This window comes from Limnohabitans sp. (genome assembly GCF_044373035.1).
In the GTDB taxonomy this organism is placed as follows: Bacteria; Pseudomonadota; Gammaproteobacteria; order Burkholderiales; family Burkholderiaceae_C; genus Limnohabitans_A.
Window position 1 is genome coordinate 37,385 of sequence record NZ_JBILQU010000008.1, and the last position, 23,658, is coordinate 61,042.

The following is a 23,658-nucleotide window of genomic DNA, read 5'->3' on the forward strand; positions in this document are numbered from 1 at the left end:
TGAAGACCCTGCCGTGTACGCTCCAGTCTGGGCTCCCTTCCTGGATCACCTGTCCAAAGTCACGGGCAAACGCGTTCAGTTCTTCCCTGTGCAAAGCAATGCCGCCCAACTCGAAGCCATGCGCGCTGGTCGCTTGCACGTCTCGGGTTTCAACACGGGCTCCAACCCCATTGCGGTGAACTGCGCTGGTTTTGTGCCCTTTGCCATGATGGCTTCCAAGGACAACCGCTTTGGTTACGAGATGGAGTTCATCACCCACCCCGGCAGCGGCATCGAGAAGATCGAAGACATCAAAGGCAAACGCATGGCCTTCACGTCTGAGACCTCCAACTCGGGCTACAAAGCCCCCTCTGCCTTGATGCGTCAGCAGTTCAAGATGGAAGCAGGCAAGGACTTCACGCCAGTGTTCAGCGGCAAGCACGACAACTCCATTTTGGGTGTGGCCAACAAAGATTACCCTGCAGCCGCGATTGCCAACTCGGTCAAGATTCGCATGGAAGCCCGTGGCGTGGTCAAGTCCGAGCAGACCAAGGTGATCTACAAATCGGCCTCCTTCCCCACCACGGGTTATGGCTATGTGTCGCATCCCGGATGATCGTAAGGGCGTTTTACAAACAAATGCGGATGAGAAGCGTACCAGTCTTTCATGGCCCTCATCGGGGTTTTGCTCTTGAGCGCCGACTGGGGTAATTGATGGTTGTACAAGGCCACGTAACGCATGAGCGTTTGCTCCAAATCCTCGCCACTGGTGAATCGATGCATTTTGAGTACATCGGCAATGCGCCCATTAAAGCGTTCGACCATGCCGTTGGTTCTGGGCGTGCGTGGCTTAGTAAGGCGGTGCTCAATGTTCAATGCTTGGCACAGTTGGTCAAACTCATGGTTGCCCGAGGCCTGGCGCTCACGGCTGGCAAACAACCTGTCGGTGAACTCTTTGCCGTTATCGGTCAGAATTTTCTGCATCTTGATCGGGCAAGCCTTGTGCAAGGCGTTGAGGAACGATCGTGCGGCGGCGGCCGTCTTGTGACTCTTGATCTGCACAAACACCCAGCGTGTGGCGCGGTCGATGGCCACAAACAGATAGCGCCTGTTGGTTTCGTCGGGCATCTGGGGCAGGTATTTGACATCGATGTGGATAAACCCCGGCTCATAGCTTTTGAAAGCTTTGTGAGGCTCAGTCGGTTCTTTGGGCTTGAGCGCATTGAGGTTGCCAACGCCGTGGCGGCGCAAGCAACGATCAAGCCCCGAACGCGTGGCTTGCGGGCAACGCCAACGTGTGGGCATTGCCCGCGCTTTGATGCAAAGCCCCAAGTTGCTGTTGGTGGACGAGCCCACCGCCAGCCTGGACCCCAAGACATCGCGCCAAATCATGCGTTTGATTTTGGAGCTGTGCCAAGAGCGCGGACTGGCCGCGATCGTCAACATCCACGACGTGGTGTTGGCCACCGAATTTTTGCCACGCATAGTGGGTTTGCGTGCAGGCAGCGTGGTGTTTGATGGACCCGCCTCGCAAGTCGACCGTGAAGTGCTGACGCGCATTTATGGCGATGAAGACTGGACCGCCATCACCCAGCGCATGCAAGCCACGGCCGATGCGACCCAGGACCGTGCCGAAAACAACCTGGCCCTGACCGCCGCATGAGCGCCGAGACACCGCAGCTGGACGCACGGCCCATGCGCACCTGGAGGCCACCCCCCTTCATTGGCAGTGCGCGCACACGCTGGGCGCTTTACATCGGCGCGCTGATTTACCTGGTGCTGGCCATTGGTTCGGTCGAGGTCAATTGGGCCCGCATGGTGCTGGGCCTGGAACGCGGCTGGGCCTTTGTGCAAGGCTTCATGTACCCCGACTTTTCCAGCCGTTGGGGGGATATCGCGCTAGGCTTTCAAGAAAGCCTGACCATGACGGTGACGTCCACCGCCTTGGGTGTGTTCTTGTCGATCCCCGTGGCGGTCGGCGCTTCGCGCAATTTGGCGCCCACTTGGATCTATCTGGCGTGCCGTGCTTTCATTGCCGCATCGCGCACCTTGAACGAAATCATCGTGGCGATCTTTTTGGTGGCCATGTTCGGCTTTGGTCCCTTCGCGGGTTTCTTGACCTTGACATTTGCCACCATTGGTTTCATGGCCAAGCTCATGGCCGAAGACATCGAAGAGATTCAGGCCTCTCAACTCGAAGCCTTGCGGGCCACGGGGGCGGGCTATGTACAGGTGTTGGACTTTGCGGTGTTGTCGCAAGTCACGCCCCGTTTTCTGGGTTTGTCTTTGTACCGGCTGGACATCAATTTTCGCGAGTCGGCGGTGATCGGCATCGTGGGGGCCGGTGGCATCGGCGCCACCCTCAACACCGCCATGGACCGCTATGAGTTTGACTCTGCCGCCGCTGTTTTGTGGGTGATCATTGTCATCGTCATGTTCGCCGAATACAGCTCGGGACGGCTGAGAAAGTACATCCAATGAGCAGCGCATTGAAAGCCCCAGCGTGGCGCAAACGCTCGCCCAAGTCTGAGTTGGCGGTGTTCATGGTGTGGGTCTTGCTGTTGGCCTTTGTGACCTGGACCTTCCAGGTCATGACGCAAGACACCATCTGGGCCTTCGTGTCGGACGCGCCTGCGCAATTCAAAGACATTGGCTCACGCATGATGCCCCCCGCCTGGTCTTCGGTGCACGAGTTGTGGTGGCCTTTGTGGGAAACCATCAATATCGCCACACTGGGCACTCTGTTGGGTTTGGTGATGGCCGTACCCATCGCCTTTTTGGCTGCCAGCAATACCACGCCCAGCGCCACCTTCATTCGCCCGGTTGCCCTGTTTGTGATCGTGGCCTCGCGCTCCATCAACTCGCTGATTTGGGCCTTGTTGTTGGTAGCGATTTTGGGGCCGGGTGTGTTGGCAGGTATCTTGGCCATCGCCCTGCGTTCGATTGGTTTCATTGGCAAATTGCTGTACGAGGCCATCGAAGAAATCGATGCCGATCAAGTGGGGGCCATTGAAGCGACTGGGGCATCCAGTGCGCAGACCATGGCGTGGGGCGTGGTGCCGCAAGTGGCCCCCACGTTGGCGGGCATCAGCGTGTTCCGCTGGGACATCAACATCCGCGAATCCACCGTTCTGGGTTTGGTGGGTGCGGGTGGCATTGGTGTGAAGCTCGAAGGCGCGCTGGCCACCTTGGCTTGGCCCAAGGTCACCATGCTGCTGATTTTGATCTTGTTCACGGTGGTGTTCAGCGAATGGATCACCGCACTGGTGCGCAAAAAATTGATCTGAATTAATTCACCCAGCGAGTCAGCAACTGTCATCAAACTGCAACATGCAAGCCATACGCTCAGGCTGTCAAACAAAACTGAATCTTCGATTTTATTAAAAAATTTTGACAAACATACACAGCATTTTTACGGAGTCTCCATGAAACTGAACCCTTTGTTCAAAACTGTTTTGTCTGGCGCTTTGATCGCCATGCTGGCCGTGCCTGCCATGGCTCAAAAAACTGTCTTGTCGGTCTACACCGCGCTTGAAAACGACCAACTCGGCCCCTACAAAAAGGCTTTTGAAACAGCCCATCCCGATGTCGAAATTTCGTGGGTGCGTGACTCCACAGGCATCATGACCGCACGCATCTTGGCCGAAAAAGACAACCCACGCGCCGATGTGATCTGGGGTTTGGGCGCTTCCAGCATTGCCTTGTTTGACACCATGGGTTTGTTGTTGCCTTACAGCCCCAAAGGTGTTGACCAAATCAAGCCTGTGTTCCGCAGCACCAAGAACCCCACCACCTGGACCGGCATGGACGCATGGTTGGCGGTCATGTGCTACAACACCGTCGAAGGTGGCAAAAAGAACATGCCCAAGCCAGAGTCTTGGGCAGACCTGATCAAGCCCATCTACAAAGATGCGGTCGTCATGCCCAACCCTGCATCGTCAGGCACTGGCTACCAGGCGGTTTATGCTTGGCTGCAAATCATGGGTGAAAAAGGCGGCTGGGAATTCATGGACAAGCTGCACCAAAACGTGGCGGTCTACACCCACTCGGGCTCAGCACCTTGCGTGCAAGCGGCCAAAGGCGAGCGCGTGGTTGGCATTGGTGTTGACATGCGAGGTGCACGCGAAAAAACCGCGGGTGCACCCATTGATGTGATCTTGGCCAAAGAAGGCGCGCCTTGGGATATGGAGGCCACAGCAATTGTCAAGGGCACCAAAAACTTGGCCGCTGCACAAAAGCTGGCCGACTTTGCCATCACCAAGTCCGCTTACGAGTTGTACGGCAAATACTACGCCATCGTGGGTTACCCCGGCATGAACCCAGCGCCCCCCAACTACCCCCCTAGCGCTGACAGCGCCATGGTCAAAATTGATTTGGCCAAGATGGGCGCAGAGCGTGCACGCATCCTGGCCGAGTGGACCAAGCGTTACGACAGCAAGTCAGCCCCCAAGTAAATGGGCATGTCAGGGTGCAAGAATTTTTTGCACCCACCCGACTCAGGGGGCGCTGATACAGCGCCCCCCTTTCATTGGGTCCGTTAGAGAAAAATCCATGACCGTCCCTTACCTCGCCGTACAGCACATCCATAAAAATTTTGGTCACTTTGCGGCATTGCGCGATGTCACACTCAGCATTGAGCCCGGTGAATTCGTGTGTTTTTTAGGCCCCTCCGGCTGCGGTAAAACCACTTTGCTGCGCATCATCGCCGGGCTGGAGCAACAAGACCGCGGCACCATCGTTCAAAAGGGCCGTGACATCTCGGGTTTGCCACCCTCACAGCGTGACTTTGGCATTGTGTTTCAGTCCTACGCTTTGTTTCCTAACTTGAATGTGCGCGACAACGTGGGTTATGGCTTGCAAGGCAAAGCCTGGCCGCGCGACAAACGCCAGGCGCGTGTTGATGAATTGCTGGACTTGGTGGGTTTGGCGGCCTCAGACGGTCAGTATCCCGCCCAGTTGTCGGGCGGCATGCAGCAACGCGTGGCCTTGGCCCGCGCTTTGGCCATTTCACCCGGTTTGTTGTTGCTTGACGAACCCCTGAGCGCCCTGGATGCGCGCGTGCGCGCGCACTTGCGCACAGAACTTCGCCAGTTGCACCAGCGCTTGGGCGTGACCACCATCATGGTCACCCACGACCAAGAGGAAGCGCTGAGTTTGGCCGACCGCATCGTGGTGATGAACCAAGGCGGCATCGAACAAGTGGGCAAACCCCAAGAAATTTACCAACAACCTCGCAGCGCCTTTGTGGCCGACTTTGTGGGCAAGACCAACCCCTTGCAAGCGCAATGCGTCTCTCCTGGACGTTTCAATTGGCATGGCTTGGAGTTGTCATGCGAACAATCCTTTACCCTGACTCTGGGTGAAACAGTGACCTTGGCCCTCAGGCCCGAAGACATCGTGTTGCACGACGACGCCAGCCCCAATGAGCTAGGCAACAACCGCTGCCAAGCCCAAGTGCAGGACCTGGAGTTTTTGGGTGCCTTTTGTCGCGTGCGGGTGCGATTGCCCCAAAACGGCCAAAGTTTGGTGGCCGATGTGCCGAGCGCGCAGGCGCTGCGCATGGGTTTGAACACCCAGCGTCCGCTGTTCATCGATTTGCCCGCCGAGCGCATGCAGGTGTTTGGTCGCAGCTCAGGAGCGGTTTGATGTGGGCGCACTGGAAGCGTTTGGACCGCGACGGGGTCTGGATGCGCTTGGGTGTGTTGCTGATGGGTCTTTGGCTGCTGGTGACCTTGGTCTTGCCATTGGGCACCTTGCTGGTCAAGAGTTTTGAAGACGCCCAGGGTGCTTGGGTCGGGCTGGATAATTACGCGCGCTACTTTGAGACCCCCGCACTGACCGATTCGTTGTGGAACAGTTTGTGGGTATCGGGCTTGGTGGCCCTCATCACCCTTAGCCTGGCCTATGTGTACGCCTACGCCCTGACGCGCAGCGCCATGCCTGGCAAAACCGTGTTCAAGGCTTTGGCCTTGATCCCCATTTTGGCCCCGTCTTTGCTGCCTGCCATTTCATTGATTTACTTGTTTGGCAACCAAGGCTTGCTCAACAGCTGGCTCATGGGCGGGACCATTTACGGCCCCTTGGGCATCGTGATCTCGCAGGTTTTTTATTGCTTTCCACACGCCTTGATGATCTTGGTGGTGGCCCTGAGCATGGCCGATGCGAGGCACTATGAAGCGGCCAAGGTCTTGGGCGCTTCGCCCTTGCGCACCTTCCTCACGGTGACTTTGCCGGGCAGCAAGTACGGCTTGATCAGCGCGGGCTTTGTGGTTTTCACTTTGGCCATCACCGACTTTGGCATTCCCAAGGTCATTGGCGGGCGATTCAATGTCTTGGCCACCGACATCTTCAAACAGGTCATTGGTCAGCAAAACTTTTCAATGGGTGCGGTGGTCGGATTTGTCTTGCTTTTGCCTGCCGTGTTGGCTTTTGCGGCCGATCGCTGGGTACAGCGCCGCCAAGTGGCTTTGCTCAACGGCCGCTCGGTGCCCTTGGTGCCGGTACGCCACGCGTCGCGAGATGGGGCACTTTGGTTGTTTTGCGCGCTGGTGGCTGGCATGCTGCTGGTGGTTTTGGGCATGGCGGTGTGGGCTTCTTTGGTCACGCGATGGCCTTACATCCTGAGCCTGACTTGGGCCAACTACCAGTTTGACAATTTCGACAGCGAAGGCTGGAGCGCTTACTTCAACTCCTTGCGTCTGGCCGCATGGACCGCTGCGGTGGGCACATTGGTGGTGTTCACAGGCGCATTTGTGATGGAAAAAACACGCGGCTTTGTCTGGGTGCGCAACACCACGCACCTGATGGCCATGCTGTCCATGGCAGTGCCCGGTTTGGTGTTGGGTCTGTCCTATATTTTCTTTTTCAATGCACCAGGTCATCCTCTGGGCTTCATTTACGGCACCATGACGATTTTGGTGTTGAACTCGGTCGCGCACTTCTACACCGTGAGCCACATCACCGCGATCACGGCGCTCAAGCAACTGGACAGTGAATTTGAATCGGTTTCAGCCTCGCTCAAAGTCTCGGTGGGCCGCATGTTCCGACGCGTGACCGTACCTGTGTGCTTGCCTGCGGTGCTCGACATCAGCATTTACTTGTTCGTCAATGCCATGACCACCGTGTCCGCCGTGATCTTCTTGTACGGCTCCAACACCAAGTTGGCCGCCGTATCCATCGTGCACATGGACGAAGCCGGTTTCACGGCAGCCGCAGCAGCTATGGCGGTGGTCATTGTGGCCACCTCCGCAACGGTGAAGTTACTGCACAGTCTGCTGACCCGTCAGTTCAGAAAATCCACCCAAGCCTGGCGTGTTCGCTGATTGCATTTTTCGTTTTTTCCTAGGCCATTTATGACCCCCATTGCCACACCCAAAAACCAACTGGAAGCCGTCATCTTTGACTGGGCCGGAACCATGGTGGACTTCGGCTCTTTTGCCCCCACTCAAATTTTTGTCGATGCTTTTGCACAAGCCTATGGGTTTGAACTCAGCCTGGAAGAAGCCCGCAGACCCATGGGCTTGGGCAAGTGGCAACACATCGAAGCCTTGGGCCAAGACCCGGATGTGGGCCCACGTTGGACCGCGCAATTTGGCCGACCCATGTCTGAAGACGATGTGCGCCACATTTATGAAACCTTTATTCCGCTGCAGGTCGAGCGTGTGGGCGCACACAGCGACTTGATACCCGGCGCTTTATCTCTGGTGCAGGCCTTGCGCAGCCACGGGTTCAAGATCGGCTCGACCACGGGCTACCCGCGCGAGGTGATGCAACGCCTCATGGTGCTGGCCGCTGAGCAGGGCTACGCGCCCGACTGCACCGTGTGTGCCGACGATTTGGCTGCGGGCGCGCGGCCTGGCCCTTGGATGGCACTGGCCTGCGTGCAAGATTTGCACATTGGCGCGGTATCGCACTGCGTGAAGGTGGACGACACCGTGCCCGGCATTGCCGAAGGCCTGAACGCGGGCATGTGGACGGTGGGTCTGGCATTGTCTGGCAGCCCAGCCGGTTGGACACAAACCGAATACGAGCAAGCCGATGAAGCAACACGCCGCGCTGTGCGCGAACGTGTAACGCCCATGTTTGAAGCCGCAGGCGCGCATTTTGTGATCGACACGGTGGCCGACTTGCCGGCGGTGCTGCTCGACATTGAAGAACGCTTGGCCATGGGCCTGCGCCCCTGAAAGAAAGCATGAACATGAACGAGACAGCAACGCATTACGACTTGGTGGTGGTGGGCGCAGACATTGTGGGCCTGGCCACAGCCTGGACAGCTCGGCAGCGCGGCCTGCGCGTTGCCGTGGTCGAGCGCAACGCCAAAGCCATTGGTGCCTCGGTGCGCAATTTTGGCTTCATCACCGTCACGGGCCAACGACGCGGCGAGCACTGGCAGAGGGCAAAAGAAACGGCTGCGATTTGGCGTGAAGTCGCCCCCCAAGCGGGCATTGAGCTGGTGCACGAAGGCCTGCTGATGATGGCCCAACGACCCGAAGCCGTGGCGGTTTTGCAAGCCCTGATGGCGACTGAAATGGGCCAAGGCTGCAGCATGCTCAGCGCCAAAACCGCTGCGCGCGACTGGCCCTGGCTGCAAGCAGGCATGGCGCTTTTGCACAGCCCGCACGAATGTCGAGTAGAGTCACGCGATGCCATTCCCCGCCTGAGCCATTGGCTGGCACACAGCCTGGGTGTGGACTTTTTCTGGAACACGCCGGTGCTGAGCATCGACTTGCCGCACATCACCACCAGCCGTGGCCGCCTGCGTGCCGAGCATTGCGTGGTCTGCCCAGGCAACGATTTGAATGCTTTGTACCCCGAGGTGCTGGCACAAGCAGGCATACGCCAATGCACTTTGCAGATGATGCGGGTGTCGCCAGGGCAAGCGCTCAAATTGCCCAGCGCTGTCATGTCTGATTTGAGCCTGATCCGCTACGAAGGCTATGCCGACTTGCCCGAGGCAAAGCCCCTCAAGGCACGCTTGCAGACGGAACAGGCAGAGCATCTGGCCCAAGGCATTCATCTGATCGTGGTGCAGTCGGCCGATGGCTCTTTGGTGGTGGGCGATAGCCATGTTTATGGCGATGCCGAAGCGCCGTTTGCCAGCGCCCGGACCGAGGACTTGATCATGGACGAGTTTCACCAAGTGCTGAACTTGCCCAAGGCCAAAGTGACCGAGCGCTGGGTGGGCACCTACGCCTCGGCCCAAGATGTGGTGTTCAAAGCACAGCCCAGTGCGGGTGTGGCCCTTGGTGTGGTCACAGGGGGCACCGGTGCATCCACCTCGTTTGCATTGGCAAGGGAGTTGCTCGACTTGGCCATGGGGGCATGAGCGCGGTGGGCGCTTTGAGGCGTCGGCCTTTGACAACCACCGATAAAAAAATAGAACGCCGCGCCATAAGCCGCCACCATCAGCACGGAGGGCCACGGACGTGTAAAGCTGACAGTGGCTTTGATGGCCGAAGTGGCGATCACTTCAGCGGTTATGGCCAAATCCAGTGTCATGCAGGGCGTCATGCAGGTATCTTTTCATCAGGGGCTGGCAAATGCCGAACGTGAACCACGTTAAATCAGAGGTTTGAAACCATTGTGACGAATTGGGTCTTGGGGGTGGTCTTGTTGGCGGCTTTGATGCATGCTTTTTGGAATTCACTGATCAGCCACGCCAGCGACAAATCGCTGTTCACCATGGCCTTGCATGTGTGCAGCGCCCTGCTCGCCGTACCTTTGCTTTGGGTGGTGGGTTGGCCATCCGAGGCGAGTTACCCGCACCTTTTGGCGTCGATTTTGTTGCATGGCCTGTACATCTATGTGCTGACCAAGGTTTACACCCACAGCGCATTTGGTCCCGCCTACATCGTGATGCGCGGCATGGCACCTTTGTTTGTGATGCTGATCTCTTTGCTGGCATTGGACGAGACATTTACCGCGCCCGCCTTTGCGGGTTTGATGTGCCTGAGTTTGGGCATTTTATTTTTGCTGTACACCTATGCCACCCCACAAGCCAAACTGACCACCACGCTCAAAGGCGGCCACCTTCAATTTGCGCTGCTCAACGCATTGGTCATCGCGGCTTATACCGTGGTCGATGGAGCTGGCGCTCGTTTGTCAGGCAACCCCACAGCCTATGTCTTGACCTCGGCTGTGTTTGAGCCCATCTTGGTTTACCTGCTGGCCTACCGCCACCAAACACGAGCGCTTTGGCAATTTTCAAAACACAACGCGGGCTTGATTGTGCTGGGTTCTTCCATCTCCATTACCAGTTACTCGATGGTGCTGTGGGCCATGACAGTCTCGCCCATCGCTTTGGTGTCGGGCCTGCGCGAGACGTCAGTGGTGTTCGCCATGCTGATCTCCATTTTTTGGTTCAAAGAAGGACGCTTTGCATCTGCCGCCATTTCGTCTGTGTTGGTGATGGTCGGTGTTTATTTTTTGAAAGCTTGAGCCATGAAAAAAGCCATCGCGATTTTTAACCAAAGTCGGCCTGCAATTGGCTAAACGGCGCATGGAATAAAGGAAGCTCCAACCTTAAGACCCTGGTGGTACTTTCCAAGGCTACCAAGGGCAGGAAAAACGCGGCCAGTGGCAAGTGTGAGCTTGCTGCGCCCGCTTCCTGGATAAAACCAATCCGTGCATTGGCGCAGGCATGCTCAGCCCCCATCTACCCCTGCTGAATCTTGGCCAAAGCTTCCACAACTTCAAACACCGCTTGGTTGTTGATGTCTTGGACGTGCTGCTTGTAGTTGGGCAGATCGCTCAAAACAGCAGCAACTGCTCCCGGCAGTTCACTGACCGAAGCAATGACCTTGCCCAACTTGTTTTCTTCCACCCAAGTTGTGTTGTAGCGCTCTTGGGGCATGGTGGATGCGTTGAGAAAGGTGATGACCGGCAAACCCATGTGCACAGCCTCACTCAAACTGCCTGGTCCAGGCTTGCCCACAAAGTAGTCACTCAGCTGCATCAACTGATCGATGTCTTTGGTAAATCCCAAAACCCGGTGCTGAACTGAAGATGATTGCGCAGCCATTTTTTGAGCCAAAGCGCTGTTGTGCCCCACCACAAAAATCAGTTGCTGATCGGGCAGGGCCTTGGCAATTTTGAGCATCTCATTGGAGCCATGACCGCCAAACAAAACCAAACCTGTAGGGCGCTGGGGGTCCAGTCGCAAGTCTGCGAAACGGCTGGCTCTGTCCACGCATGGCTTGCGGTAAAAACTCGGGCGCAGAATCATTCCGGATGTCTGGATGATGGCTGCGGCGTCATAACCCAAGCTTGCAGCCTGGGATACTGCGAATTCAGTGCCGCAAATGATGAACTGACCTTGGTTCGGTTCTATCCAGAAATTAGGGGGGTAATCGGCCATGTCGGTCAGGACCGTGACGTAGGGAACGCCGGGACACTCGTCACGCAAGGCCTCGTACATGACCTTGTTGAAATTGGGCACCAGCGAGACCACCAGGTTGGGCCGGTTGTTGCGCCAGAACGATCGCATCTTCTTTTTGAGCTTGGGCAAAGTCAGCCGAATCATGCCCTGAAAAAGCTTGAGCTCGGTGGCCAGGCCCCGTGTCCAGCCGCGTTTCAAACGCATGTTGTACAGGTCTTCAGGCGCAAAGCCTGTCAATTTTTGGTAGTAGCGGTCTGAGTCAATGACTTCAAACAGGTTCACCAGCGTCACAGCCCAGTCAGGGTGTGCTTGGGCGATGACTTCCTGCAGGGCCAGGGCAGCAGAACGGTGCCCGCCTCCGGCATTGAAATAAATAAGTTGGACATCGTGTGGCATGGCTGTGCAGCTTGCCCGATGCGAATGACATGAGCGTGACCATAACACTGGCTGCATCCTTTTTGGGATGGTCATGCATTTGAATTTTGATTGCCACATTCACTTCACAAAAATTTCATAAATGATTTATTCATTGGAGCCATACTCAATATTTTTGAGTTTGAACATGCGTGCCATCAAAAAAGTCCGACAGCTCATTGCCCACGAGCCCTTGAACCCCACGGCTCAGATTTTTGCCCGGTTGATTTCTTCATTGGTCGATGAAGTAGATTTTTCGTTGAAGGATCTGTATGAACTCAGCAGCTCAGATTTCGAGCTGGCCATGGACATCCTGCAAGAGTGGCGGCTTGACCGTTATTACATGGGCAAAGCCAAAACATTTGATGTGGCCATGCAAGCTTTGCAGATGAACAAGCCCAAGGCTAGCAAGCCCAAAGCTTGAGGACACGCCACTCTCTAGTCAGGATTTGATTCATGCGGATTGCTTCATTTGTGGGACAAAAAGGCGGTGTGGGCAAAAGCACCTTGGCCCGCGTGTTGGCCGTGGCTGCGGCCCGGGCGCAGCACAAGGTGCTGATCGGTGACTTCGATCTGGAGCAGCTCACCTGCGTGGAATGGGGCGCTCTGAGAATGCGCAACGGCATCGAGCCGGAGATTGAAGCCCGCGCATTCAAGAGTCTGAAAAAATTGCGCAAAACAGTCGAAGGCTATGACCTGGTGGTCGTGGACACGCGGGGACTGGCTGACGAGTTGACCGAAGATGTCAGCCGCGAGAGTGACGTGGTGTTCTTGCCCACGGGTACTTCCATGGACGATCTTCGCCCCACCTTGGCGCTGGCACGCAAGCTGGCCAAAACCCGTTCCGTGGGCAACAAAATCGTCATTGTGTTGTCCAAAACCGGTCGTTCGGAGCGTCTGCTCGAACAAGCCGAGGCCACCATTGCTGAGGCAGGGTTTGACATGCTCAACGCTGTCTGGCCAGAGCGTGACGGCTTTCAGGCCGACCTGGATGTGGGCCGCGCTGGCAGCGAGTCCAGCAACCCGCACCTCAAGCAAGCGGCACAGGACGTGGAGCAGGCGCTGCTCACTTTGGCAATGAGCTGAGGCCTGTGCGGTTTACAACCCGATCACACCACCGTCTTTGCGCGTGATCACGATCGTGGCCGAACGTGGACGGCCCTGTGCACCGAAGCCTGCATTGCCTGGCCACATGCTTTGTGGTGTGCTGCCGCTGGCCAAGGGCTTGGACAACTCGCCAGGGTGCTGAATGTTCACAAACAAGGTGCGGCCATCTGCCGTTTAGGTGATGCCTGTAACTTCAGCGCCAGGGGGAGCCACCAAGAATCGGCGCAGTTTGGCATCGCCCAAAGCGGCGCCCATGAAGGTCTCTTGGGTGCCGGTTTGCTCAACACCACCGACCACCATTTTGTTTTTCACGGTCACTTTGCCGCCATCACCCACTTGGCCAGGAATGGCGGCCAGCATCATGCAGTTGCTTTCGTCGGTGAAAGCGCCATCATCGGTTTGAATCCAGCAGATGCCGGTGGCTTTGCTGAACCACAAGCCATCCGGCGAAGAGAATGAATTTTTGGAGGTCAGGCCCGACAAGTTGGCATCGCCCGAGTCTTCCTCAGCGCCGAACAAGAAGATGTCCCAAGTGAAGGCTTTGGAGGTGGATTTTTGGCCCGATTCATTGAATCGGATGATGTGGCCGTGCGGATTGCCCATGCCTTTTTTGCCATCCAAGTCCATGTAGGCGCGGGGGTTGGCAGGGTCCACCTTGGTCGGGGTGCGGTTGTCCGCGTTGTTGTTGGTCAGGGCGAAATACACCTCGCCATTGCGGTAGTTGACGGCACCCCACTCCGGACGGTCCATCTTGGTGGCCCCCACGGCGTCTGCGGCGTGGCGGGCATTGACGAACACATCGGCTTGGTTGGTAAATTTGTAGGCGCTGTGGTTGGCAATGCGTGGATCGGTGATGGTCAGTTCCAGCCATTCGCCTTGGCCGGTGGCATCAAAGCGAGTGACATACAGTTTGCCTTCGCTCAAGTACTTGTCACCCGCCACCATGCCGCCGCCCACATCACGCGGGTCCCACACGGCGGTGGTGACAAATTTGTAGATGTACTCGTTGCGCGCATCGCAGCCCATGTAGAAAGCCAGTGGCTGACCTGCCTGCGGCAGGCTGCAGACAGCGGCTTCGTGCGCAAATCGTCCCATGGCCACACGCTTGACCGGTGTGGAGTTGGGGGCCAGCGGGTCAATTTCGACGTTGTAGCCAAAGGTGTTGGCCTCGTTGCGGAAATCTTTGTCAGCGTTGGCACCGGTGGCTGCCAGATTCCAGCGGGCGAAGCGGTCGTCAGTGGACGAGACGGTGTGCCAACCTTGGCTGGGCGCGCGCGTGGCACCGGCCGCTGGTGCTGCAGAGGGCACGCCATAACGCTTGCGTGCAGCGATTTCTTTGGGAGGCAAGGCAGCGCCCACACCCGTGGTTTGAAAGTAATAAGCCCAGTTTTCTTCGCAGCCCAGGTAAGTGCCCCATGGGGTTTTGCCGTGGCCGCAGTTGTTCAACGTACCACGCGACATGCTGCCCGCCGGTTCCCAACGCGTGACCATGAAGCTGCGAATCGCTTCAATGTGCGCACGCGGCCCGCTGATGCGCATCGGTGTTTGCGCGGTGATGCGGCGGTTGAGCGGTGAGTCTTGCTTGACACGCCAGCCCTGATGCGTCTTGACCATCTCGACGACCGACACACCATGGTGGTTGATCTCTTTGAGGACTTCCAATTCGGGACGGGTGCCCAGATCCCAGTTGCCAAACTGGTGAAATTTTTTGCCGCTGACACCGTTGCTGGTCTGGCCATTGGGGTGCATGAAATGCGCATCGGCCGAGCTTTCGTGATTGACACACAGCACGGCACGGCCTGTTTCTTTCTCGGTATATCGGCCATTGGCATCGATGTAGTAAATGTCCATGCCATCGTGGTGATCGCCTACGCGACGCGACCAGTCGTCCGCTTCCGTGCCCTTGTTCGAATAAGCGGCCAGGGCCGAATCCAAGGCATCGCCTGTGGCATGCAAGACGCTGTACTGGTAGCCGGGCGGCAGCATCACGCTGTCGAGCAGGCTCTTTTCAACAGCGGGAAAACCCAGCGCCTTGGGCACAGCGGCTGTTTCAGAACCCCAAGTGGCGCAACCGGGCAGCATGGCAAGACCCGCCAAACCGAAGCCACCACGCAGCAAACCGCGGCGCATCGGGGTTTGCAGGGACTGACTCAGAACATCCTGGAAGTGAGGGTTGCCGGAGACGTTGCAGATGGGGTCGTGGACGCGGTGTGACATATCGAATTTCAAAGGTGATTTCAAAAGCAAATGCCCCTTTCGGGGCACTTGCAGTTTTAGCGATGCTAAGTGGGGGTCAGAGGCCGATCACACCACCATCAGTGCGGGTAATAACAATGGTGGCCGAACGTGGGCGGCCTTTGGGACCATAGCCCATGTTGCCAGGCCACTGACTGGTGTGTGTGAACTCAGCTGCCGTACCAATGGCATTGGTGTTTTCACCAGGGTGCTGAATGTTCACAAAGATGGTTTTGCCATCGGCCGTCTCGGTGATGCCAGTGACTTCGGCGCCCACGGGTGCCACCAAGAAACGGCGCAACTGGGCTTCTCCCAGAGCCGCACCAATGAAGGTGTCTTGCTTGGCCACCACCTCGGTTCCGCCAACCACCATCTTGTTTTCGACGCTGATCTTTTTACCGTCGCCCACTTTGCCAGGGATGGCAGCCAACAGCATGCAGTTGGTCTCATCGGTGAATGCACCATCATCGGTCTGGATCCAGCAAATGCCCGTGGCTTTGGAGAACCACAAGCCGTCTGGCGACGAGAAGCTGTTTTTAGCAGTCAAACCGGACAAATTCACATTGGCTGGCATGTCCTCTTCAGCACCGAACAAGAAGATGTCCCAAGTGAAGGCCGAAGCGGTCGACAAATTGTCTTTTTCCTTCCAGCGGATGATATGGCCATTGGGATTGCCAGAGCCTTTTTTACCATCAGCATCCGCATAGGCGCGGGGATTGGCCGGGTCTGTTTTGCCAGGGGTGCGGTTGGTATTGGAGTTGTTGGTGAGGGTCATGTAGATCTCACCGTTGGCAGGGTTGACCGCACCCCACTCAGGACGGTCCATCTTGGTGGCACCTACCGCATCCGCAGCCGAGCGGGCATTCACAAAAACGTCAGCTTGGTTAGCAAACTTGTACGTAGCGTAGCCAGAGATGAGCGGGTTGGTGATTGTCAGCTCGATCCACTGACCACTGCCATCGGCATTGAACTTGGCGGCGTACAACTTGCCTTCGTTCAGGTACTTGTCACCAGCGGCCAAACCACCACCGATGTCTTTTTCATCCCAGTTGGCGGCGGTGACGAACTTGTAGATGTACTCGTTACGGGAATCGCAGCCCTGATAAAACGCCAATGGCTTGCCCACCACAGGCAGACCGCACCATGCGCCCTCGTGGGCAAAACGGCCCATGGCGACGCGCTTGGCAGGTGTGCCATTGGTCACTGGGTCAATTTCCACGTTGTAGCCAAAGGTGTTGGGCTCATTGCGGAAGTCTGCGGCTGCAGTGGCACCGATGGGGGCGACATTCCAGCGTGTGAAGCGGTTGTCCGTATCGGAAGGTGTGTACCAGCCTTGACCCGATGCAGCAGTAGCCGTCGCAGAGAGCGCTGAACGTGCAACGCCATAACGGCGACGCGACTCGGTGGTGTTGGCATCCAAAGCTGGCGTGCCGGCGGGCATGTTGAAGTAAACCGCCCAGTTTTCTTCGCAAGCCAAATAAGTGCCCCAAGGCGTGATGCCATGGCCGCAGTTGTTCAAGGTGCCACGAGCGGTGGCGCCTGTTGTGTCAAACGCGGTGACCATGAAGGCCTTGATGTCGTTCATGTGGGCTGCAGGACCGGCAATGCGCACTGGCGTTTGAGCTGTGACACGGCGGTTGTACAAAGAATCCACCACATAAGACCAGTTGGTTCCGCTCTTGCGCAACTCGACCACCGAGACACCATGGTGGTTAATTTCTTTGAGCACTTCCAGGGCTGGACGGGTGCCTACATCCCAATCACCAAACTGAGAAAACTTCTTGCCGTTCACGCCGTTGCTGGTTTGACCTTTGGGGTGAAAGAAGTGTGCATCGGCCGAGCTTTCATGGTTGACAGCCAGCACTGCACGGTCTGTGGCCTTGGCTGAAAACTTCCCGTCGGCACCGATGTAAAAAAGGTCCATGCCGTCGTGGTGGTCACCCACACGCATGCTCCACTCGTCAGTCTCAGTGCCCAAGTTGGAATAGGCGGGGATGCTGGAGACCAAGCGGTCACCCGTGGCGTGCAAAACGGTGAAGGTGTAGCCAGGTGGCAAGATCACTTGGTCCAAAATGCTTTTACCAACGGCGGTGAAAGCCAGGCCAGCAGCAGGCGCGCCGCTGCTTCCACCGCAGCCTGCCAGCATGGGCAAGCTGCCTACAGCCATCAGGCCCACGCCACCTTGAATTAGGCTGCGACGGCTGATCTTGGCTTTGGCCAGCACTTGGTCAAAGTGTTCGTTGGTCGAAATGTTGGTGTTGTCATCAGGATGATGCGCCATGTAAAAGCTCCATATGGTTAAGTTGAAATAGCTTGTTCATTTTGGTAATTGAATGTGACCAACCCATGACACTCTAAAAATTTCGAATTTTTTTGATTCATCTTTTTGTCACATTTGCGTGACTCAATATGGCGAAATGAATTGCCAAAAATCTCACATTTTTTTGCATCACAAATTTTCATCACCGTACTCTTTGGTGATCGTTATCGCTACTTTTTTAACCGCCTGCGGCGGCTCGGGTGCTGGGCCTTCCATACTGACCCCACCCAACATGCCAACACCACCTACCGTGGGCGCTGTCGTTCTCAGAGCGCCTGTTTTGTCGTTCAACGACACCGGCCTGAGCATCACTGACGGCGTCACCAGCAATGGTCGGTGGGCTGTTGAAAGCGCAGGCATCGACTGGGAGTTTTCGCTGGACCAAGGCAGCAGTTGGACACGCGGATCTGGCGCTTCTTTCGCTGTGACAGGAGACGGTGCCAAAGTGATTTGGGTTCGCGCACGGGACGACGCAGGCAACAAGTCTGAGATCGTGCGCGTCAACTGTTTTTTAGACACCACGGCACCCGCTGCTTTGGGCGTCGCCGGCCAAACCGAAGGGGTGACCAACAGCTTGAAACTCTCGGGCATTGAACCCGGTGCGCGCTGGGAATATTCGCTGGACGAGCAACGCTCATGGGCTCCGGGTCAATGCACCGCGCTGGGCATTTTGGGCAACAACTTGAGCCGCATCTGGTTGCGCCAAATGGACTTGGCCGGTAACGCTTCTGGCGCCCAAGCATTTGACTTGCAAAACCAAAGTCTGGTAGCCCACGAAGTATCAGACAACCCATTGCAACCCAGCATTTTGACGCCGGGCTTGCAGACCTATTTGATCCATGGCGTGGTGGCGCGCGGTGATCGTGACTATGTCACTTGGGACATTCCCAAAGGACAAATGGTCAAGTCAGTCAAGCTGGTGCAGTATGTTTCGGAAGATGCCATTGCCTTTTATGCTTTGCAGCGCAACAAGGTTTTTGATGCCGGCGAGGATGTTTCACGGATGCTGGTTTTTGGCCACATGGGGCCCAGTGATTTGGGGCGCAATGTGTTGGCCAATGCACCCAAGTCTCAACTGGGCGAAGGGGCCATGACGCTGTGGTTTCAGCAAACCGGACCTCTGTCTACGCAGTACGCGATCGAGGTGGTCTTGGCCCCAGCGGATTGATTTGAAAAGATCAGCCCTGGAACAGGTTTTCATCGTTCAACGAAAGCGCCATTTCATGCCTAGTTGCAATCTGTTGTTTTGGGGCTCGTAAGCACCCCTGGTTTGGCCTGCCAAAGTCATCATTTGGACATCCGAGTCGTCCACCCATGTCCAGCGTGCATAGGGTTCGAGTTCACCTCGGCTGGTATGGCGCTTCTGACTGATTTGAAAGTAAGCACCCTTGCGCTGGGTATTGGTCACATCTTGCAAACTGCGATCCGTTTGTGACAAGCGGGAAACATGTTCTCCCCACAAGAGCCAGCCTGCTTCGATTGCCCACCGCTGATCACCGACCGATTGCCAACGCACTGGCAACCAGACTTGGGTAGAAAGCCGGTCATAGCCCCCAAAACCCAAACTGGTGGTGCCGCGCAAAAAATTACTGTGGGTGTGTAAAGCCAAACCGACCTGCCATTGGGGTTGTGCTGTTGATGCCCTGAGAACTCGCCAGCGGGTGTCAAGGTTCAGTACCGAGTCCAAACGCCCTGACGGGACGCTGCTGTAGTTTTGCAGGCCCAGCTGCGCTTCAGCCTCCAAGGTGAGCGGTCCCCAGGCTCGGCTTTGCCAATGCACGCCCAGCTCGGGGCCTTTTAAATTCATTTGCGGTTCGCTGTAATCCTGCCAACCTGCACTCAGCTGCCATGCCCCCCGATTTTCTTCAGGTTGTGCTTGGGCCGAGCCCATGGCGCCCACAAACGCCCAAATTACGCATGCCCTCCAAACCGGGGATTCACCGATCCGATGCAAACACTGAATGTTCCGAAAAACAAGCAACATGACATTCCTTTGAAAACCCGCAGAACGATTGTGCTGTGAATCTTTGACGGCTTCAAGACCATGGCAGCCCAGCGCTTCGGGACTGCCCACCCAAGACGCCCAGCTCAACCCGCCTTGATCGCTGCCAAAGCATCGACCACTTCAAACACCGCCTGGTTGTTCATGTGTTGAACATGTTGATGGTAGAGCGGCAAGTCGCTCAACAGCACGTCCACAGCACCCGGCAATTGACTGACCGATGCAATGACCTTGCCCAGTTGGTTCTCTTCCAACCACACCGTGTTGTACCTTTCTTGGGGCATGGTGGCGCCGTTGCGAAAAGTGATGACGGGCAAACCCATGTGCACCGCCTCACTCAAGCTGCCGGGCCGGGTTTGCCCACAAAATAATCACACAGGTGCATGACGAGGTGGATATCCTGGACGAAACCCATGACACGGTGCCGGGCAGAAGCCGATTGCGCTGCCATTTTTTTGGCCAAGGCGGTGTTATGGCCCGCCACAAAAATCAGCTGTCGGTCAGGCAGCGCCTTGGCAATTTGCAGCATTTCAGAGGACCCATGCCCACCAAACAGGATCAAGCCCGTGGGGAGGTTGGGGTCCAGACCCATCTCTGCCAGTCGGGCTGGTTTGTCCACCGACTGCTTGCGGTAAAAATCCGGGCGCAAAATCATGCCCGATGTGGTGGTGATGGCCTGTTGGTCATACCCCAGCGCGGCCGCCTGGGAAGCCGCAAACGCTGTGCCACAAATGATGTACTGATCTTGCCGAGGCTCCATCCAGAAGTGAGGCGGGTAATCGGCCATGTCGGTCAAGACCGTGACATAAGGCACCCCCGGCAATTCGTCCCGCAGCGCCTCGCACATGACTTTGTTGAAATTGGGCACCAGCGAGACCACCAAGTCCGGCGGGTTGCTGACCCAAAATGACCGCACCTTTTTTTTGAGCTTGGGCAAGGTCAACCGGATCATGGTCTGAAAAATCTTGAGCTCCGTGGCCAAGCCACGGGTCCAGCCTTTTTTCAGCCTCAGGTTGTACAAATCTTCCGGGGCAAAGCCGGTCAGTTTTTGGTAATAGCGGTCCGAGTCAATGACCTCAAAAAGATTGACCAAAGACACCGACCAGTCCGGGTGCTTTTGAGCGATGACTTCCTGCAAGGCCAGCGCTGCGGACCGGTGGCCTCCCCCTGCGTTGAAGTAAATGAGCTGAACAAGGTATTTCATCGGACACAAGCTTTCCCGCTGCGAATGACATGGGCGTGACCGTGTTTGCCCCTGTTTTCACAGGGGTCTGTTCATGGGCTTGGCGTTTCATCACCACAGCCGATTCATGAAAATGTCACACATCAGGGATTCATAGCCTTCACAATCAGCCTCTTCGGGTTTGATCATGTGTGACCTTCATTTCTTCAGGAACTGTTCATGCGAATTGCTTCATTTGTGGGACAAAAGGGCGGTGTTGGCAAAAGCACCTTGGCCCGCGTGTTGGCCGTGGCTGCGGCCCGGGCGCAGCACAAGGTGCTGATCGGTGACTTCGATCTGGAGCAGCTCACCTGCGTGGAATGGGGCGCTCTGAGAATGCGCAACGGCATCGAGCCGGAGATTGAAGCCCGCGCATTCAAGAGTCTGAAAAAATTGCGCAAGGACGTGGTGGGCTACGATCTGGCCGTGGTGGACACCCGGGGATTGGCCGATGAGTTGACCGAAGATGTCAGCCGCGAAAGTGACATCGTGTTCTTGCCCACGGGCACCTCCATGGACGATCTTCGCCCCACATTGGCCTTGGCGCGCAAGCTGTCCAAAACCCGGGCGGTTGGCAAAAAAATCGTCATTGTCCTGTCCAAAACAGGCCGCTCAGAACGCCTTCTCGAACAACCGGAAGCCACCATTGCCGAGGCCGGTTTTGACATGCTCAATGCCGTCTGGCCCGAGCGCGACGGGTTCCAAGCCGACTTGGATGTGGGCCGCGCTGGCAGCGAGTCCAGCAACCTCCACCTCAAGAAGGCTTCTCAGGAAGTAGAGCAGGCCATGCTCACTTTGGCCATGCGCTAAGGCCTGCGCGGTTTACAGCCCGATCACACCACCATCCTTGCGCGTGATCACGATCGTGGCCGAGCGTGGACGGCCTTGGACACCGTAACCCTGGTTGCCGGGCCAGACGCTTTCCGGGGCTTCGCCCGAAGCCAGCGGCTTGGACAACTCGCCAGGGTGCTGGATGTTGACAAACAAAGTGCGGCCGTCGGCGGTTTCGGTGATGCCGGTGACCTCAGCGCCCTTGGGGGCGACCAAGAAGCGGCGCAGTTTGGCATCACCCAAAGCGGCGCCCACAAAAGTTTCTTGGGTGCCGGTTTGCTCAACACCACCGACCACCATTTTGTTTTTCACGGTGACTTTGCCGCCGTCGCCCACTTGGCCAGGAATGGCAGCCAGCATCATGCAGTTGCTTTCGTCGGTCATGGCGCCGTCGTCGGTCTGAATCCAACAAATGCCGGTGGCCTTGCTGAACCACAGGCCGTCAGGCGATGAGAACGCGTTTTTGGCGCTCAAGCCGGACAAGTTGGCATCGCCCGAGTCTTCTTCTGCACCAAACAAAAAGATGTCCCACGCAAAGGCTTTGGCCGTGGATTTTTGACCCGTTTCGTTGAAACGGATGATGTGGCCGTGCGGGTTGCCCGTGCCTTTTTTGCCATCCATGTCCATGTAGGCGCGGGGGTTGGCCGGGTCCACCTTGGTCGGGGTGCGGTTGTCCGCGTTGTTGTTGGTCAGGGCGAAATACACCTCGCCGTTACGGTAGTTGACAGCGCCCCACTCTGGACGGTCCATCTTGGTGGCACCGACAGCATCGGCTGCATGGCGTGCGTTGACGAACACATCGGCCTGGTTGGCAAATTTATAGGCACTGTGGTTGGCAATGCGTGGATCGGCGATGGTCAACTCCAGCCATTGGCCTTGGCCCGTGGCATCAAAGCGCGCTGCGTACAGCTTGCCCTCACCCAAGTACTTGTCGCCAGCCACCAAACCACCACCTACGTCGCGCGGATCCCAAACCGCGGTGGAAACAAATTTGTAGATGTACTCGTTGCGGGCGTCACAGCCCATGTAAAAGGCCAAGGGCTCGCCCGCCTTGGGCAAGCTGCAAACGGCGGCTTCGTGGGCAAAACGGCCCATGGCCACGCGTTTGGCGGGCGTGGAATTGGGCGACAACGGGTCGATTTCGACGTTGTAGCCAAAGGTGTTGGCTTCGTTGCGGAAGTCACGCTCGGCATTGGCGCCTGTGGCCGCCAAATTCCAGCGGGCAAAACGGTCATCGGTGGCCGAGACAGTGTGCCAGCCTTGGCTGATGGCTCTTTGCACACCGGCAGCGGGGGCTGCAGCAGCGACGCCATAGCGACGGCGTGCCGCCACTTCTTTGGGAGGGATGCCGGTGCCCGTGCCCGTGGCCTGGAAGTAAAACGCCCAGTTTTCTTCACAACCCAAATAGGTGCCCCATGGCGTTTTGCCGTGGCCGCAATTGTTCAAAGTGCCGCGCGACATGGCACCGGCCGTGTCCCAACGGGTCACCATGAAGCTGCGGATGTTGTCGATTTCTGCGCGTGGGCCGCTGATGCGGGTCGGTGTTTGGGCGGTGATGCGGCGGTTCAAAGGCGAGTCTTGCTTGATGCGCCAGCCTTGTGGGGTTTTGACGATCTCGACCACCGAAACGCCGTGGTGGTTGATTTCCTTGAGCACTTCCAATTCGGGGCGGTTACCCAAATCCCAGTTTCCAAACTGGTGGAATTTTTTGCCGCTCACACCATTGGACGTTTGACCGTTGGGGTGCATGAAGTGCGCATCGGCCGAGCTTTCATGGTTGACACACAGCACGGCGCGGCCGGTTTCGTTCTCGGTGTAGCGGCCATTGGCATCGATGTAATAAATGTCCATGCCGTCGTGATGGTCACCAATGCGGCGCGACCAGTCATCGGTCTCCGTGCCTTTGTTGGAGTAAGCGGGCAGTGTTGAATCCAGTGCATCGCCGGTGGCGTGCAATACCGTGTACTGGTAACCGGGCGGCAATGTCACATTGTCCAGCAAGCTTTTGTCCAAGGAAGGAAAGCCCAGCGCCGAAGGTGCTGCCGCCATGCCCGACACCATGCTGGCGCAACCGGGCAGCATGGCCAAACCGGCCAAGCCCAGACCACCGCGCAACAAACCACGGCGTGCAGGGTTTTGCAGCGATTGGGCCAATACGTCTTGGAAATGGG

General features: G+C 56.9%; 21 protein-coding genes and 3 pseudogenes. 14 read left to right on the forward strand and 10 right to left on the reverse strand.

Translation table 11 applies throughout. The annotated features are described in order from the left end of the window. Nucleotides 1-4 precede the first annotated feature (4 nt). Nucleotides 5-595: pseudogene (phnD, locus tag ACIQ47_RS02660) on the forward strand (phosphate/phosphite/phosphonate ABC transporter substrate-binding protein); the annotation flags it as partial. Here phnD and ACIQ47_RS02665 read toward each other — a convergent pair. Beyond that, nucleotides 574-1,266 (reverse strand): annotated as a pseudogene (locus tag ACIQ47_RS02665) (integrase core domain-containing protein); the annotation flags it as partial. The pseudogenes phnD and ACIQ47_RS02665 overlap by 22 nt on opposite strands. On the opposite strand from ACIQ47_RS02665, the gene ACIQ47_RS02670 reads away from it, so the two are divergent. From ACIQ47_RS02670 to ACIQ47_RS02705, 8 genes are all read left to right on the forward strand, one after another. Beyond that, nucleotides 1,253-1,642 (forward strand): ATP-binding cassette domain-containing protein, encoded by a 390-nt coding sequence (locus tag ACIQ47_RS02670; RefSeq protein WP_396436716.1) that lies wholly within the window; start codon nucleotides 1,253-1,255, stop codon nucleotides 1,640-1,642. The pseudogene ACIQ47_RS02665 and the gene ACIQ47_RS02670 overlap by 14 nt on opposite strands. Further along, nucleotides 1,639-2,460 (forward strand): phosphonate ABC transporter, permease protein PhnE, encoded by an 822-nt coding sequence (phnE, locus tag ACIQ47_RS02675; RefSeq protein WP_396436717.1) that lies wholly within the window; start codon nucleotides 1,639-1,641, stop codon nucleotides 2,458-2,460. The genes ACIQ47_RS02670 and phnE (ACIQ47_RS02675) overlap by 4 nt, the downstream gene beginning before the upstream one ends. Next, a complete protein-coding gene (gene phnE / locus ACIQ47_RS02680; protein WP_396436718.1) occupies nucleotides 2,457-3,266 on the forward strand; it encodes a phosphonate ABC transporter, permease protein PhnE in 810 nt (269 codons plus the stop codon). Before phnE (ACIQ47_RS02675) ends, phnE (ACIQ47_RS02680) begins: the two co-directional genes overlap by 4 nt. A 138-nt stretch (nucleotides 3,267-3,404) precedes the next feature. After that, complete coding sequence (locus ACIQ47_RS02685; RefSeq protein ID WP_396436719.1) at nucleotides 3,405-4,433, forward strand: putative 2-aminoethylphosphonate ABC transporter substrate-binding protein; 1,029 nt, start codon at nucleotides 3,405-3,407, stop codon at nucleotides 4,431-4,433. A gap of 97 nt (nucleotides 4,434-4,530) precedes the next feature. Further along, nucleotides 4,531-5,625, forward strand: coding sequence for a putative 2-aminoethylphosphonate ABC transporter ATP-binding protein (locus ACIQ47_RS02690; protein WP_396436720.1), 1,095 nt, complete (start codon nucleotides 4,531-4,533; stop codon nucleotides 5,623-5,625). Continuing rightward, nucleotides 5,625-7,301 (forward strand): putative 2-aminoethylphosphonate ABC transporter permease subunit, encoded by a 1,677-nt coding sequence (locus ACIQ47_RS02695; RefSeq protein WP_396436721.1) that lies wholly within the window; start codon nucleotides 5,625-5,627, stop codon nucleotides 7,299-7,301. Before ACIQ47_RS02690 ends, ACIQ47_RS02695 begins: the two co-directional genes overlap by 1 nt. Nucleotides 7,302-7,331: 30 nt before the next feature. Beyond that, nucleotides 7,332-8,162: a phosphonoacetaldehyde hydrolase gene (phnX, locus tag ACIQ47_RS02700; RefSeq protein ID WP_396436722.1), complete on the forward strand. Its 831-nt coding sequence runs from the start codon at nucleotides 7,332-7,334 to the stop codon at nucleotides 8,160-8,162. A 14-nt stretch (nucleotides 8,163-8,176) separates the two neighbouring features. Then, the gene (locus tag ACIQ47_RS02705; RefSeq protein WP_396436723.1) at nucleotides 8,177-9,304 is read left to right on the forward strand and encodes a TIGR03364 family FAD-dependent oxidoreductase; all 1,128 of its coding nucleotides are present in this window, start codon (nucleotides 8,177-8,179) and stop codon (nucleotides 9,302-9,304) included. A gap of 53 nt (nucleotides 9,305-9,357) precedes the next feature. Here the strand turns inward: ACIQ47_RS02705 and ACIQ47_RS02710 are convergent. Continuing rightward, nucleotides 9,358-9,489 (reverse strand): annotated as a pseudogene (locus ACIQ47_RS02710) (SMR family transporter); the annotation flags it as partial. Nucleotides 9,490-9,561: 72 nt separating this feature from the next. Between ACIQ47_RS02710 and ACIQ47_RS02715 the strand changes: the two are divergent. Further along, complete coding sequence (locus tag ACIQ47_RS02715) at nucleotides 9,562-10,416, forward strand: EamA family transporter (protein ID WP_396436724.1); 855 nt, start codon at nucleotides 9,562-9,564, stop codon at nucleotides 10,414-10,416. 217 nt (nucleotides 10,417-10,633) lie between these two features. On the opposite strand, the gene ACIQ47_RS02720 is transcribed toward ACIQ47_RS02715, so the two are convergent. Beyond that, nucleotides 10,634-11,752, reverse strand: coding sequence for a glycosyltransferase (locus tag ACIQ47_RS02720; protein WP_396436725.1), 1,119 nt, complete (start codon nucleotides 11,750-11,752; stop codon nucleotides 10,634-10,636). A gap of 166 nt (nucleotides 11,753-11,918) precedes the next feature. On the opposite strand from ACIQ47_RS02720, the gene ACIQ47_RS02725 reads away from it, so the two are divergent. Together ACIQ47_RS02725 and ACIQ47_RS02730 are read left to right on the forward strand one after the other, a co-directional pair. Further along, nucleotides 11,919-12,194 (forward strand): hypothetical protein, encoded by a 276-nt coding sequence (locus ACIQ47_RS02725; protein WP_396436726.1) that lies wholly within the window; start codon nucleotides 11,919-11,921, stop codon nucleotides 12,192-12,194. A gap of 32 nt (nucleotides 12,195-12,226) precedes the next feature. Then, nucleotides 12,227-12,856: a ParA family protein gene (locus ACIQ47_RS02730; protein WP_396436727.1), complete on the forward strand. Its 630-nt coding sequence runs from the start codon at nucleotides 12,227-12,229 to the stop codon at nucleotides 12,854-12,856. Nucleotides 12,857-12,868: 12 nt separating this feature from the next. Here the strand turns inward: ACIQ47_RS02730 and ACIQ47_RS02735 are convergent, their stop codons facing one another. The 3 genes from ACIQ47_RS02735 to ACIQ47_RS02745 all read right to left on the reverse strand — a co-directional run bounded on the left by ACIQ47_RS02735 (nucleotide 12,869) and on the right by ACIQ47_RS02745 (nucleotide 17,393). Continuing rightward, nucleotides 12,869-13,033: a hypothetical protein gene (locus ACIQ47_RS02735; RefSeq protein WP_396436728.1), complete on the reverse strand. Its 165-nt coding sequence runs from the start codon at nucleotides 13,031-13,033 to the stop codon at nucleotides 12,869-12,871. A gap of 18 nt (nucleotides 13,034-13,051) precedes the next feature. Further along, nucleotides 13,052-15,094 (reverse strand): PhoX family protein, encoded by a 2,043-nt coding sequence (locus tag ACIQ47_RS02740; RefSeq protein WP_396436729.1) that lies wholly within the window; start codon nucleotides 15,092-15,094, stop codon nucleotides 13,052-13,054. A gap of 76 nt (nucleotides 15,095-15,170) precedes the next feature. Next, nucleotides 15,171-17,393, reverse strand: coding sequence for a PhoX family protein (locus ACIQ47_RS02745; RefSeq protein WP_396436730.1), 2,223 nt, complete (start codon nucleotides 17,391-17,393; stop codon nucleotides 15,171-15,173). A gap of 271 nt (nucleotides 17,394-17,664) precedes the next feature. Here ACIQ47_RS02745 and ACIQ47_RS02750 point away from each other — a divergent pair, with 271 nt between their 5' ends. Continuing rightward, nucleotides 17,665-18,600 (forward strand): hypothetical protein, encoded by a 936-nt coding sequence (locus tag ACIQ47_RS02750; protein ID WP_396436731.1) that lies wholly within the window; start codon nucleotides 17,665-17,667, stop codon nucleotides 18,598-18,600. A 36-nt stretch (nucleotides 18,601-18,636) separates the two neighbouring features. Here the strand turns inward: ACIQ47_RS02750 and ACIQ47_RS02755 are convergent, their stop codons facing one another. From ACIQ47_RS02755 to ACIQ47_RS02765, 3 genes are all read right to left on the reverse strand, one after another. After that, nucleotides 18,637-19,239, reverse strand: a complete 603-nt coding sequence (locus ACIQ47_RS02755) for a hypothetical protein (protein WP_396436732.1) — start codon at nucleotides 19,237-19,239, stop codon at nucleotides 18,637-18,639. 281 nt (nucleotides 19,240-19,520) lie between these two features. Next, nucleotides 19,521-19,757, reverse strand: coding sequence for a hypothetical protein (locus ACIQ47_RS02760; protein WP_396436733.1), 237 nt, complete (start codon nucleotides 19,755-19,757; stop codon nucleotides 19,521-19,523). A gap of 14 nt (nucleotides 19,758-19,771) precedes the next feature. Further along, entirely contained in the window at nucleotides 19,772-20,638 is an 867-nt protein-coding gene (locus ACIQ47_RS02765; RefSeq protein WP_396436734.1) for a galactosyldiacylglycerol synthase, read from the reverse strand. Between the two features lie 198 nt (nucleotides 20,639-20,836). On the opposite strand from ACIQ47_RS02765, the gene ACIQ47_RS02770 reads away from it, so the two are divergent. Then, nucleotides 20,837-21,466, forward strand: a complete 630-nt coding sequence (locus tag ACIQ47_RS02770) for a ParA family protein (protein ID WP_396436735.1) — start codon at nucleotides 20,837-20,839, stop codon at nucleotides 21,464-21,466. A gap of 12 nt (nucleotides 21,467-21,478) precedes the next feature. Here ACIQ47_RS02770 and ACIQ47_RS02775 read toward each other — a convergent pair. Then, nucleotides 21,479-23,658 (reverse strand): PhoX family protein (locus tag ACIQ47_RS02775; RefSeq protein ID WP_396436736.1); only part of this gene is annotated, 2,180 nt, incomplete at its 5' end.